The sequence below is a fragment of the Paracoccus marcusii genome (assembly GCF_028621715.1).
Classification (GTDB): domain Bacteria; phylum Pseudomonadota; class Alphaproteobacteria; order Rhodobacterales; family Rhodobacteraceae; genus Paracoccus; species Paracoccus marcusii.
Genome location: NZ_CP117466.1, coordinates 2306039 through 2318372, shown reverse-complemented (window position 1 = coordinate 2318372; position 12334 = coordinate 2306039). Strand labels below are relative to the sequence as shown.

The 12334-nt window shown below is 69.6% G+C and carries 12 protein-coding genes; 9 read left to right on the top strand and 3 right to left on the bottom strand.

Features of this window, described 5'->3' with window-relative positions:
- Complete coding sequence (locus tag PRL19_RS11430; protein ID WP_273743051.1) at nucleotides 1-621, bottom strand: lytic transglycosylase domain-containing protein; 621 nt, start codon at nucleotides 619-621, stop codon at nucleotides 1-3.
- 173 nt (nucleotides 622-794) lie between these two features.
- Here PRL19_RS11430 and ssb point away from each other — a divergent pair, with 173 nt between their 5' ends.
- Together ssb and PRL19_RS11420 are read left to right on the top strand one after the other, a co-directional pair.
- Entirely contained in the window at nucleotides 795-1307 is a 513-nt protein-coding gene (ssb, locus tag PRL19_RS11425; protein WP_127898262.1) for a single-stranded DNA-binding protein, read from the top strand.
- 227 nt (nucleotides 1308-1534) lie between these two features.
- A complete protein-coding gene (locus PRL19_RS11420) occupies nucleotides 1535-2581 on the top strand; it encodes a Leu/Phe/Val dehydrogenase (RefSeq protein WP_273743050.1) in 1047 nt (348 codons plus the stop codon).
- 76 nt (nucleotides 2582-2657) lie between these two features.
- On the opposite strand, the gene aroB is transcribed toward PRL19_RS11420, so the two are convergent.
- Complete coding sequence (gene aroB / locus PRL19_RS11415) at nucleotides 2658-3764, bottom strand: 3-dehydroquinate synthase (protein WP_273743049.1); 1107 nt, start codon at nucleotides 3762-3764, stop codon at nucleotides 2658-2660.
- On the bottom strand, nucleotides 3761-4312 hold the full coding sequence (locus PRL19_RS11410) for a shikimate kinase (protein WP_240542382.1): 552 nt from the start codon (nucleotides 4310-4312) through the stop codon (nucleotides 3761-3763). Before PRL19_RS11410 ends, aroB begins: the two co-directional genes overlap by 4 nt.
- Nucleotides 4313-4438: 126 nt before the next feature.
- Here PRL19_RS11410 and PRL19_RS11405 point away from each other — a divergent pair, with 126 nt between their 5' ends.
- From PRL19_RS11405 to PRL19_RS11375, 7 genes are all read left to right on the top strand, one after another.
- Entirely contained in the window at nucleotides 4439-4603 is a 165-nt protein-coding gene (locus PRL19_RS11405) for a hypothetical protein (protein ID WP_273743048.1), read from the top strand.
- On the top strand, nucleotides 4596-6056 hold the full coding sequence (locus PRL19_RS11400) for a hypothetical protein (protein ID WP_273743047.1): 1461 nt from the start codon (nucleotides 4596-4598) through the stop codon (nucleotides 6054-6056). Before PRL19_RS11405 ends, PRL19_RS11400 begins: the two co-directional genes overlap by 8 nt.
- A complete protein-coding gene (locus PRL19_RS11395; protein WP_273743046.1) occupies nucleotides 6053-7021 on the top strand; it encodes a tyrosine recombinase in 969 nt (322 codons plus the stop codon). The genes PRL19_RS11400 and PRL19_RS11395 overlap by 4 nt, the downstream gene beginning before the upstream one ends.
- 10 nt (nucleotides 7022-7031) lie before the next feature.
- Nucleotides 7032-8354, top strand: a complete 1323-nt coding sequence (locus tag PRL19_RS11390) for an HlyC/CorC family transporter (protein ID WP_045999448.1) — start codon at nucleotides 7032-7034, stop codon at nucleotides 8352-8354.
- Between the two features lie 73 nt (nucleotides 8355-8427).
- Nucleotides 8428-10446: a transketolase gene (gene tkt, locus PRL19_RS11385; protein WP_273743045.1), complete on the top strand. Its 2019-nt coding sequence runs from the start codon at nucleotides 8428-8430 to the stop codon at nucleotides 10444-10446.
- A gap of 85 nt (nucleotides 10447-10531) precedes the next feature.
- Complete coding sequence (locus PRL19_RS11380) at nucleotides 10532-11452, top strand: DMT family transporter (protein WP_273743044.1); 921 nt, start codon at nucleotides 10532-10534, stop codon at nucleotides 11450-11452.
- Nucleotides 11452-12321 carry a lysophospholipid acyltransferase family protein gene (locus PRL19_RS11375; protein WP_252928712.1) on the top strand — a complete coding sequence of 290 codons (870 nt, stop codon included), beginning with the start codon at nucleotides 11452-11454 and terminating at the stop codon, nucleotides 12319-12321. Before PRL19_RS11380 ends, PRL19_RS11375 begins: the two co-directional genes overlap by 1 nt.
- The last annotated feature ends 13 nt before the right edge of the window (nucleotides 12322-12334 follow it).

Sequence of the window (12334 nt, the reverse complement as noted above, 5' to 3'; positions counted from 1 at the left end):
TCAGCCGCCCGCGATGATGCGGACATAGTTCCGCGTCTCGCGATAGGGCGGGATGCCGCCGTGCTTCTGCACCGCGCCGGGCCCCGCGTTATAAGCGGCCAGCGCCAGCGTCCAGTTGCCGAACTGGTTGTACATCATCCGCAGATAGCGCGCCCCGCCGTTCAGGTTCTGTACCGGATCGTTGGGGTTCACGCCCAGCTTGGCGGCCGTTCCCGGCATCAGCTGCGCCAGGCCCATCGCGCCCTTGTGGCTGCGCGCGTTCGGGTTCCAGCCCGACTCCTGCTGGACCAGCCGCAGGAACAGGTCCTCGGGAATGCCGTGACGCTGCGCCGCCTGACGCGCATGGGGCAGGTATTCGCTGCGCCGGCCCGTATAGCGGGGAATGTTCGGCGCCGTTTCCAGCAGCACCTCCTGGCGGCCCGCATTCGGCTGCAGCCGGGCGGAGGACTGGTACTGGGTCGACAGGCGCGAATCCATCAGCCGGGTCTGGCGCGCGAACTGTTCGGCGCGCGACTTGGAGGAGGCGCCCGACAGGCGCAGGCCCTGCGCGTCGGCAGGCAGTGCAAGGCTTGCGATCACCGCTGCACAGAAGGTTGCCTTCAGGGTATGGCCTAGCCGCATGATCTCCGCCCTCGTCCTTGTCGCACCGGCCTGTCGCCGCTTTTGTCCCGGACTATACACGAAATCGGTCATGCTGCCAGTCGGGCCTTGGCGCTACGCGACTTCCTGCTTGGCTTCACCCGGCGGGCTGGGCTAGACCCGACGCAAAGGCACATAATCCAAGGATCCTGATCATGGCAGGCAGCGTCAACAAGGTCATTCTGGTCGGCAATCTTGGCCGCGACCCGGAAATCCGCAGCTTTCAGAACGGCGGCAAGGTCGCGAACCTGCGCATCGCCACCTCCGAGAACTGGAAGGACCGCACCACCGGAGAACGCAAGGAGCGCACCGAGTGGCACACCGTCGCCATCTTCAACGAGGGCCTGGTGGGCGTCGTCGAACGCTATCTGAAGAAGGGCAGCAAGGTCTATGTCGAGGGCCAGCTGGAAACCCGCAAGTGGCAGGACCAGTCCGGCCAGGACCGCTACTCGACCGAGATCGTCCTGCGCGGCATCGGCGGCACGCTGACCATGCTGGACGGCGCCAGCGGCGGTGGCGGCGGCATGGGTGGTGGCGGCATGGGCGGCGGTGGTCGCGACAGCGGCGGCTATGACGACTATAACCAGGGCGGCGGATCGTCGTCGCGCGGCGGCGGCGGCGGCCAGGGCGGCGGACGCGCCGATTACGACGACGAGATCCCGTTCTGATCAGATCAGGGCGAATCACCGGAAAGGGGCGGCCATGGGGCCGCCCTTTTTCGTTGCCGGCGCGCGACGCGATCTTGCCGGCGCGCACCCCGCCCTTGCCGCAAGTTGCGCGGCGGGCGGTCCGGGCTTTGCGAATGATCCTGCGCTTGCAATGCGTCCGCGCTGGCGGTTTCTGGGCTGATCCCTGCGCGGGACGGCCCGCGCGCCTGCCACAGGAAGGCTTGCAGATGGCACTGACACTTACCGATCTGACCGCACCCCAGGGGTTCGAACGTCTGGTTCTGGCACAGGACCCGCAGGCCGGGCTGCGCGCGCTGATCTGCCTGCATTCGACCACGCTCGGCCCTGCCGCGGGCGGGTGCCGCATGTGGGCCTATGCCGACGACGATGCCGCGATCCATGACGTGACGCGTCTGGCCCGCGGCATGACATACAAGAACGCGATGGCCGACCTGGGCCTGGGCGGCGGCAAGGCGGTCATCATCGGCGACGCGCGCACCGACAAGACCCCGGCGATGATGCGCGCCTTCGGCGAGGCCGTCGACGCGCTTGGCGGCACCTACTGGACGGCCGAGGATGTCGGCATCTCTCCGGCGGACATGGCCCATGCGGCCGAGGCGACGCGCTTTGCCGTGGGCCTGTCCGGCGCCTCGGGCGACCCCTCGCCCTGGACCGCCGAGGGCGTGTTCCGCTGCCTGCGCGTGGGCGCGCGCCATGCGTTCGGCACGGACGATCTGACCGGGCGGCGGGTGCTGGTGCAGGGGCTGGGCCATGTCGGCCTGTCGCTGGCCGAAAAGCTGGCCGCCGCGGGGGCACGGCTGATGGTGACCGACATCCATCAGGCGGCGCTGGACGACGCCGCGACGCGCCTTGGCGCGACCCTGTGTGCGCCCGACGCGGTCTTCGATCAGCAGATGGACATCCTGGCTCCCTGCGCCCTGGGCGGCGTGCTGACGCAGGACACCGCCGCGGCGCTGACCGCGACGCTGGTCTGCGGCGCCGCGAACAACCAGCTGGCCGATGACGGCGTGGCGGACATCATGGCCGAACGCGGCATCACCTATCTGCCCGACTATGTCGTGAACGCCGGCGGCATCATCAGCGTCGCAAGCGAGATCCACGGCAAGCCCGACGCCTGGCGCTTGGATCGCCTGACCGCCATCGCCGGCCGCGTCGATCAGATGCTGACCCGCGCGCGCGACACGGACCAGCTGCCCTCGGCCGTGGCCGATCAGATGGTGCATGACATGCTGACCACCCGTCGCGCCGCCTGAGGCGGCTTCGGCGACAGCCAGCCGTGGCGGCCCCCTCGATGGGGGCTGTCACGGCTTCGCGGGCCGGGACGGACGCCTAGCGCGCGTCGTGCAGGACGCGTGCCAGCATGTTAACTTTGACCGCGTCGCTGACGAAGGCCTCGCCGATCCCGCGGGCCAGCACGAAACGCAGCTGGCCGTCCACGACCTTCTTGTCCTGCCCCATCAGCGCGATCAGGCCCCCGTCGTCTGGCAGGGCGCCGGGGATCTCGGACAGCCGTGCGGGCATGCCCATCTGGCGCAGATGCGCCAGGACGCGGCTCGGCGCCTCCTGCGAACACAACCCCATCCGCGCCGACAGATCGAAGGCCAGCGCACAGCCGATGGCCACGCCCTCGCCATGCAGCAGCCGGTCCGAATACCCGGTCGCCGCCTCCAGCGCATGACCGAAGGTGTGGCCCAGGTTCAGCAGCGCACGTTCGCCCTGTTCGGTCTCGTCACGGGTGACGATGCCCGCCTTCATGGCCACCGAATGCGCGACCGCCTGCTGGCGCAGGCCCGCATTCCGCGCCAGATCGGGGCCGTTCTCCTCCAGCCAGGCGAAGAAATCCGCATCTCCCAGCAGACCGTACTTGGCGACCTCGCCATAGCCCGACAGGAAATCGCGCGGGCGCAGCGTGTCCAGCACGTCGATATCGGCCAGGACCAGCGAGGGCTGGTGGAACGCGCCGACCAGGTTCTTGCCATGCGCACTGTTGATCCCGGTCTTGCCGCCCACGCTGCTGTCGACCTGCGCCAACAGCGTTGTGGGCAGCTGCACGAACCGCACCCCGCGCCGCAGGATCGCCGCCGCAAAACCCACCAGGTCACCGATCACCCCGCCGCCAAGCGCCATGACGACGTCGCGCCGCTCGACCTGCTGGTCCAGCAGCCAGTCGACGCAGGCCGTCAGATGCGACCAACTTTTCGTCCCCTCCCCGGCCGGCAGGACCAGCGCCTCGCTGGCGATCCCCGCGTCGCGCAGCGCGGCCTGCAGCGGTGCCAGATGCAGCCCTGCCACCGTTGCGTCGGTGACGATCGCCACGCGCGGCCGCGACAGCAGCGGGGCGATCTCGGCGCCCGCGCGACCCAGCAGGCCCTGCCCGATGCGCACGTCATAGGCGCGCGCTCCAAGGGGCACGGGAACGGTGACGGGATCGGTCATGGCTTCTCCTGGGTCAGGGTGGGATGGGCGGCGGTCAGTTCGGCGATCAGGCGGGTCGCGGTCGCCTCGATCGTGTCGCCGGCGCGGGACACGAATTCCAGGTCCGCCAGCGCATAGACGGGGCTGCGTTCCGCCAGCAGGCGCAGCAGCGTGCCCTTTGGGTCGGCGGTCTGCAGCAGGGGGCGCGTCGGGCGCTGGCGCACGCGCGCCCACAGCGTCTCGGGCGAGCAGTTCAGCCAGACGGACAGGCCCCGTTCCCCGATGATCTGCCGGTTCTCGGGGCGCATCCACGCGCCGCCCCCGGTCGAGACGACGCCCGGCGCCCCCGCCAGCAGGCGCGACAGCACCTGCGCCTCCCGCGCGCGAAAGAAGGCCTCGCCGTCGCGGGCGAAGATCTCGCTGATGGACATGGCCGCCGCGGCCTCGATCTCGGCGTCGGAATCGGTGAACGGCACGCGCAGTCTGCGGGCCAGTTCCGACCCGATGGCGGTCTTGCCCGCGCCCATCATTCCGATCAGCACGATATGGCGCGTCAGCACCTGTGTCATCCGGCCCCCCGTCAATCGGGTGACTGAATGACGTGATCTTTCGGAAATTGCCATATATATTCGCCCCGAGCCGGCCCAAGACCGGTGCAAGAACACAGAAAACACGGTCGAGCAAAGGCGAATGCAATGCGGATGTTGAAACTGCTGGTGGTGCTGATTCTGGCGGGCCTGATCGGCCTCGCGGGCTATGCCTATTTCGGCGACATGGCCCCGACCCGCCAAGAGGTCAGCACCCCCCTGCAGCTGGACACCCCCGCGGCCGAACAGCCGGCCGAGGCTGCCGGTGACTGACAGAGCCACCCTTTGCGCACTGGTCCTGGCGCTGCTGCCCAGCCTTGCCATGGCGCAGCAGCAACCCCTGTCGGCCAGCGACTGGCTGTCGGGCAGCGTCCGCGGCCCGATGCGCGAAAGCTCGGCTTGGCGGCCCGGCGACGCCCCACCGCCCCGCCCAAGCGCCAGACCGCAGCCGGTGGCCACCAGCGGCGCCGTGGGTCCGGTGCAGGTCACCCGCCTGGACCAGGGCAACCCAGACCACACCGGCACGCAAAGCCCCCGCCGCGCCGGGCTGCCGGCCGACCTGTGGGCGGGCAGCGACCCCGCGCAGCTGTCGCAGATGGTGCTGGCCACGCCCGCCCGCCTGCAATCAATGCAGGCGTTGCTGAAGCGCGTGCTGACCGCGCAGTTGGCCCCCCCGGCCGCGCCAGAAGGGATGCGGGGGCAGCTGTTCCTGTCGCGCGCCGACCGCCTGCTGGACATGGGCGCGCTGGACGAGGCGCAGTCGCTGCTGGTCGCCGCCGGCCCCGGCCAGCCCGAGATCTTTCGCCGCATGTTCGACATCGCCCTGCTGGAGGGCGACGAAGGCCGCGCCTGCGCGATCATGAACGGCACCCCCGGCATCGCGCCCAGCTTTGCGGCACGCATCTTTTGCCTGGCGCAGACCGGGGATTGGGCGGCGGCGGCGATCGGCCTGCACGGGGCCGAGGCGCTTGGCCTGATCGACGAACGCCAGGCGATCCTGCTGACGCATTTCCTGGACGACGCCTTCGTCGACACGGCAGAGCTGCTGGCCCCCGCCGACCGCATGACCCCGCTGGAATTCCGCATCCACGAGGCCGTGGGACAGCCCCTGCCAACGCAGCCCCTGCCGGTGGCCTTCGCGCAATCCGACCTGCGCCTGAACAGCGGCTTCAAGGCCCGGCTTGAGGCGGCCGAGCGTCTGGCGCGCACCGGCGCCCTGCCCGCCGCGACCCTGCGCCAGATCTATGGCGAACAGCGGCCCGCGGCATCGGGCGGGGTCTGGGAACGCGCCGGCGTCATGCGCACGCTGGAGGCCGCGCTGGCGGGCGGCGATCTGGCGCAGGCCCTGCCCCGCGCCTTCGACGAATTCCGCGCGGCCGGGATGGCCGACCTGCTGGCGGCGATGGTCGCGGCCGACCTGCCCACCGGCATCACCGATCCCCGCGCCGCCGAGGTGGGCGACCTGATGCGCGCCTGGATGGGCCTGCCCGACAGCGTGATCCCCGATCCCGCGCCCGAGATGGCCGCACCCCCCGCCACGCCCCCCGACACCCGTCGCGGAGAGGCGCTGCTGACCGCGATGGCCGATATCGACGCGGCGCTGGAGGGCGATCTGGCCCGCGCCGGGCGTGGCGTAGCCACGCTGCGCGCCCTGGGCCTGGACCCCGATGCCGACCGCGCCGAGGCGCAGATCACCCTTCTGCCGCAGATGCAGGCCCCGCAATGAGCGCCGACCACAACGCCATCGGCGCCTTTCTGGACGCCCAGGCCGCCGAGGCCGGGGCCGCGCGGAACACGCTGCTGGCCTATGGCCGCGACCTGCGCGACCTGTCGGACTGGCTCGGCGCGCGGGCGCTGTCGCTGGCCGGGCTGACGCGCGAGCAGGTCGAGGATTACCTGTCTCATTGCGACGCGCAGGGCCTGTCGCGGGCCACCCGCGCCCGCCGCCTTTCGGCCATCCGCCAGTTCACCCGCTTTGCGCTGGAGGAGGGCTGGCGCGAGGACGACCCCGCGATCCGCATCGCGGGTCCCGGCCGCGCCAAGCGCGTCCCGCGCACGCTGGACCGGGCCGAGATCCAGGCGCTGCTGGACGCAGCCCCCGGCATCGGCCGGGGCCGGATCGACCGCACGCGCAACATGTGCCTGATCGAGCTGCTGTACGCGACCGGCATGCGCGTCACCGAACTGGTCAGCCTGCCGGTGGCCGGGTGCCGGGGCGATCCGGCGGTCCTGGTGATCCGCGGCAAGGGCGGCAAGGACCGGATGGTCCCCCTTGGCCAGGCCGCCCGGACCGCCCTGCGCGACTGGCTGGAGATCCGCGACAACGCCCCCCAGGGCAGCCCGCTGTACCGCCTGCTGGCGGGGCGCGGCGCGCGCTGGCTGTTTCCCGCACCGGGTGCGGCGGGCCACCTGCCGCGGCAGAGCTTTTCGCGCTTGCTGGGCCAGATGGCGGTGGCGGCAGGCATTGATCCCGCGCGCGTGACGCCGCACGTGATCCGCCACGCCTTTGCCACCCACCTGCTGGAAGGCGGCGCCGACCTGCGCAGCATCCAGATGCTGCTGGGCCATGCCGATCTGGGCACGACGGAAATCTATACTCATGTGCTGAACCATCGCATGCGCGATCTGGTTCTGAACCACCACCCTCTGGCGCGCGGCGTGTCGCCTGACGATGCCGCCAACACCAACTGACCGGGACCTCATGGACCAACTTACCTCTGCGCTCGACTTTGCGGCCGTCGTCACCATCGCGGCGATCCTGATCTGCCTGATGCTGTCGGCCTTCTTTTCAGGGTCCGAGACCGCGCTGACCGCATCCAGCAAGGCCAAGCTGCGGGCCCGCGCCGACCGGGGCGACAGCGGCGCCGAAGCCGCCGTCCGCGTCACCGCCGACAGCGAGAAGCTGATCGGGGCGATCCTGTTGGGCAACAACGTCGTCAACATCCTGGCCGCAAGCCTTGCGACCGCGCTGTTCACGCGCCTGCTGGGCGCGGGCGGCGTGGCGATCGCCACGCTGGTGATGACCGTGCTTGTGCTGATCTTCTCCGAGGTGATGCCGAAGACCTATGCCATCTCTGCCCCTGAAAAGGTGGCAAGCCTGGTGGCACGTCCCATCGGCATCCTAACTGTCATCCTGTCCCCGATCGTCAGCGTCGTGCGCCTGATCGTGGGGGGCATGCTGTCGGTGGCCGGCCTGAAGACCGATCCCGGCAAGCACATGTTTTCCCTGGAGGAGGAGATCGAGGGAGCACTGTCCCTAGGCCACGCCCAGGGCGCGGTGAACAAGGAGGACCGCGACCGCCTGCTGGGTGCGCTGGACCTGGGCAACCGCACGGTCGAGGAGATCATGCGCCACCGCTCGGAGATCCAGATGATCGACGGCGACCTGCCGCCCGAGAAGATCCTGGAACTGGTCCTGGCCAGTCCGCACACCCGCCTGCCCGTCTATCGCGAGGAGCGCGAGAACATCGTGGGCGTGATCCACGCCAAGGACCTGCTGCGCGCGGTGAACCGGGCCGTGGGCGATGCGGGCGATGCCAGCGCCGCGCGGCGGTTCGATCTGGCCGCGGTGATGATGCCCCCCTATTTCGTCCCCGAGACCAGCGTCCTGGACGAACAGATGCGCGAGTTCCTGAAGCGGCGCACGCATTTCGCGCTGGTCGTGGACGAATACGGATCGCTGCGCGGCCTGATCACGCTGGAGGACATCATCGAGGAGATCGTCGGAGAGATCGCCGACGAGCACGACACCGAGGAGGATCAGACCCTCAAGCCCAACGCCCAGGGCGATTACCTTGTCGAGGGCGGCATGACCATCCGAGACCTGAACCGCCAGCTGGACTGGACCCTGCCCGACGACGAGGCCAACACCATCGCGGGCCTGGTGATCCACATGGCGCAGTCGATCCCCGAGCAGGGACAGGTGTTCAGTTTCGCGGGCTATCGCTTCGAGGTCGTCACGCGGCGCGAGAACCGCATCACCCGGTTGCGAATCCGCCCCCTGCCCACGGCCACCGACGGCTGACAGGGGGCGGCTTGCAACCGCCTGTGCCAACCCATAACAACGCGCCAACCCCACGTGCCGCAAGGAACATCCCATGGACATCGCCGCCCGCCGCACCGCAGACCCCGCCCATTGGAACCTGGCCAGCGCGATCCGCGTACTGTCCATGGACGCGGTCGAGGCTGCCAATTCCGGCCATCCCGGCATGCCGATGGGCATGGCGGACGTGGCCACCGTCCTGTTCCGCAACCACCTGAAGTTCGACGCCAGCGCGCCGCACTGGTTCGACCGCGACCGGTTCATCCTGTCGGCGGGCCACGGGTCCATGCTGATCTACAGCCTGCTGCATCTGACCGGCTATGAGCAGATGACGCTGGACCAGGTACGCAACTTTCGCCAGCTGGGCGCGATCACCGCGGGCCATCCGGAATACGGCCATGTCGAGGGGGTCGAGACGACCACCGGCCCCCTGGGCCAGGGCATCGCCACCGCCGTGGGCTTTGCCATCGCCGAGGAGGCGATGCGCGCCGAGTTCGGGGCCGATCTGTGCGACCACCGCACCTGGGTCATCGCCGGCGACGGCTGCCTGATGGAGGGCATCAGCCACGAGGCCATCGCCCTGGCCGGCCACCAGAAACTGGGCCGCCTGATCGTGCTGTGGGACAACAACGACATCACCATCGATGGCCGCGTCAGCCTGTCGGACGCGACCGACCAGCATGCCCGCTTTGCCGCCGCCGGCTGGCGCGTCCTGTCCTGCGACGGGCATGACGCCGCCGACATCGACCGCGCGCTGAGCCAAGCCGCGCAGGATGACGGCCGCCCGACGCTGGTCGACTGCAAGACGATCATCGGCTTTGGCGCTCCGAACAAGGCCGACAGCAGCAAGGCCCACGGCTCTCCGCTTGGCGCGGACGAGATCGCGGCCACCCGCGCGGCCTATGGCTGGAGCCATGAGCCCTTCCACCTGCCCAACCAGATCGTCGCGGACTGGCGGGCCATCGGCCAGCGCGGTGCGGCGCAGCGCGCGGCGTGGAACGACCGCGTGGACGGGCTGTCCGACGAGGCGCGCAACGACTTTGCCCGCCGCATCGGCAACGAGGTCCATCCGCGCCTCAACGCGATCATCGACGCCTTCAAAGTCCAGACGCTGGAGGCCAAGCCCAAGGTCGCCACCCGCAAGGCCTCCGAGAACGTGCTGGAGGTGCTGAATGCCGAAATGCCCGAGAATTTCGGCGGATCGGCCGACCTGACCGGATCGAACAACACCAAGACCGGCGGCCAAGGCGTCTTCAGCGCCGAAAACCGCATGGGCCGCTATCTGCATTACGGCATCCGCGAACATGGCATGGCGGCGGCGATGAACGGCATCTGGTTGCATGGTGGGTTCCGCCCCTATGGCGGGACGTTCCTGACCTTCACAGACTATGCGCGCGGGGCGATGCGCCTGTCGGCGCTGATGGGCCTGCCGGTCGTCTATGTGATGACCCATGACAGCATCGGCCTGGGCGAGGACGGCCCGACCCACCAGCCGGTCGAGCACCTGGCGATCTGCCGCGCCACGCCCAACACGCTGACCTTCCGCCCCTGCGATCAGACCGAGACTGCCGAAGCCTGGGAGATCGCCCTGTCGCAGGACGCGACGCCGTCGGTCCTGGCCCTGTCGCGTCAGAACCTGCCGCTGCTGCGCCAGGAGACCGGAGAGAACCTGACCGCCAAGGGCGCCTATGTCCTGCGCGAGGCCTCGGCCACGCCCAAGGTCGTACTGATGGCCACCGGATCGGAGGTCGAGATCGCGGTCGCCGCGCGCGATGCGCTGGAGGGTCAGGGCATTCCGACCCGCGTCGTGTCCGTCCCCTCGATGGAGCTGTTCCGCGACCAGCCGCGCGACTATCGCGCCGAGGTGCTGCCTGCGAACACCGTGCGCATCGCGATCGAAGCCGCGGTGCGCCAGCCTTGGGACTGGCTGCTGCTGGGAGAGCGCGGCCAGGAGGACCGCTCTGCCTTCGTCGGCATGGAGGGGTTCGGCGCCTCGGGTCCTGCACCCGAGTTGTACAAGGAGTTCGGCATCACCGCCGAGGCTGTCGCAGAGCGCGCGAAAGCGCTGCTGTGATACCCGGACCGACCGTCGCGATGGGTATTTGGGCAAAGGAGAAACTGCGTCTTCGTTGCCCAGACGCCCATGACCGCGCCTTCTGATGCGCGTCCTGGCGCGCGCATTCGCGCTGATGGGTCGGGAGCGGGATGGATTGCGGCGGCCCGGATCGGACCAGGCACGGGGCATCGCGCTGCTGCTGGCGGCGATCCTGGGTTTTACGCTGATGGATGCGACAGCCAAGCACCTGACGCTGACCTATCATCCGGCGCAGGTCATCTGGGCGCGGTTCATCGGAAACCTGCTGATCTTTGCGCTGATCTTTCGCGGGGCCATGCTGCCTTTGCTGCGCACGCGCCAGCCGAGCATGCAGTTCGCGCGGGCGATGATGCAGCTTGGTTCGGTCGGGCTGTTCTTCACCTCGCTGCAATACATCGGGTTGGCCGAGGCGACGGCGATCATGGACCTGAACCCGGTCCTGATCACGCTTGGGGGTGCCCTGTTCCTGGGTGAGAAGGTCGGCCCACGACGGCTGGCGGGGATCGCGGTGGCACTGGTCGGCGCGCTGCTGATCATCCGTCCCGGACTGGGCGTATTCCAGCCTGCGGCGCTGCTGCCACTGGCCGGGGCCTTCACCTATGCCGCGGGGGCGTTGCTGACGCGCGTCGTGCGGACCGATTCGGTGGCGACCTCGGTACTGTGGTCGGCCGTCGTCGGCACCATCGCCTCCAGCATCGTGGTGCCGATGTTCTGGCAGCCGATCGCCGCGGGCGACCTGTGGGCATTCGCCGCGCTGGCAGTGTTCGGCACGGTCAGCCAGTACCTGCTGGTCAAGGCGTTCAGCGCGGCCGAGGCGGGGACGCTGGCGCCCTTCGGCTATACGGGGCTGATCTGGGCCGGGCTGTGGGGGTTCGTCTTCTTCGGGCAGCTTCCGGATGTCTGGACCGTCACCGGCGCGGTCATTATCGTGGCCGCGGGGCTGTATGTCTGGTCGCGCGAGGCGCGGGCCGCCAAGGGGGCGTGATGCGCGATGACCGATCCACGATAACCGACCGGCTGGCCAACGGCGCGTTCGTGGCAATCATGGGGCTGGCACGCCTGCTGCCCTATTCGCGCCGCATCCCGGCGATGGGCTGGGTGTTTTCGCATATGATCGCGCCCATCGCCGGCTGGCGCAGGCGCATCCGCGACAACCTGGCGCTGGCCCGCCCCGACCTGTCCCCGGCAGAGATCGAGGCGCTGGTGCGCGCCGTTCCCGACAATGCCGGCCGGTCGGTGGCCGAGATCTATTCCGCCGACGAGTTCACGGACCGCATCCGCACGGCCGATCCGCTGCAGGGCCCCGGCCTTGGCGCGCTGGAGGAGGCGCTGGACAGCCATCGCCCGGTGATCCTGGCCTGCGCGCATTTCGGCAATTACGACGCGATGCGGGCCGCGCTGGCCGCGCGCGGTTGGCCGGTCGGTGCCCTGTACCGGCCCATGAACAACGAGGCGTTCAACCGCCATTACGTCCCCGCCATCACCGCCATCGCCGAGCCGCTGTTCCCGCGCGGCCGGGCCGGATTGGCGGCGATGCTGCGGTTTCTCAAGGGTGGCGGCTGGCTGGCCCTGGGTTTCGATCAGTTCGACCGCGAGGGGGCGGAGCTGCGGTTCTTCGACCTGCCCACGCGGACGGTGCTGACGCCGGCGGACCTGGCCCGCCGCTATGACGCGCTGCTGGTACCGATCTGCGGCATCCGCCAGCCGGACGGGCTGTCCTTCAAGGTCCATGTCGGCGCGCCCATCGCGCATGGCGATTCCCGCGCGATGATGCAGGCGCTGAACGACGATCTGGAGATGCTGGTGCGGCGCCACATGGACCAGTGGTTCTGGGTCCACCGCCGCTGGAAATGAAAAGGCCCCGCAT

Excerpts from the sequence above, each read along its gene's own strand:
- PRL19_RS11430 (WP_273743051.1), bottom strand. The coding sequence starts at position 621 with ATGCGGCTAGGCCATACCCTGAAGGCAACCTTCTGTGCAGCGGTGATC.
- ssb (WP_127898262.1), top strand. The coding sequence starts at position 795 with ATGGCAGGCAGCGTCAACAAGGTCATTCTGGTCGGCAATCTTGGCCGC.
- PRL19_RS11420 (WP_273743050.1), top strand. The coding sequence starts at position 1,535 with ATGGCACTGACACTTACCGATCTGACCGCACCCCAGGGGTTCGAACGT.
- aroB (WP_273743049.1), bottom strand. The coding sequence starts at position 3,764 with ATGACCGATCCCGTCACCGTTCCCGTGCCCCTTGGAGCGCGCGCCTAT.
- PRL19_RS11410 (WP_240542382.1), bottom strand. The coding sequence starts at position 4,312 with ATGACACAGGTGCTGACGCGCCATATCGTGCTGATCGGAATGATGGGC.
- PRL19_RS11405 (WP_273743048.1), top strand. The coding sequence starts at position 4,439 with ATGCGGATGTTGAAACTGCTGGTGGTGCTGATTCTGGCGGGCCTGATC.
- PRL19_RS11395 (WP_273743046.1), top strand. The coding sequence starts at position 6,053 with ATGAGCGCCGACCACAACGCCATCGGCGCCTTTCTGGACGCCCAGGCC.
- PRL19_RS11390 (WP_045999448.1), top strand. The coding sequence starts at position 7,032 with ATGGACCAACTTACCTCTGCGCTCGACTTTGCGGCCGTCGTCACCATC.
- tkt (WP_273743045.1), top strand. The coding sequence starts at position 8,428 with ATGGACATCGCCGCCCGCCGCACCGCAGACCCCGCCCATTGGAACCTG.
- PRL19_RS11380 (WP_273743044.1), top strand. The coding sequence starts at position 10,532 with ATGCGCGTCCTGGCGCGCGCATTCGCGCTGATGGGTCGGGAGCGGGAT.
- PRL19_RS11375 (WP_252928712.1), top strand. The coding sequence starts at position 11,452 with ATGCGCGATGACCGATCCACGATAACCGACCGGCTGGCCAACGGCGCG.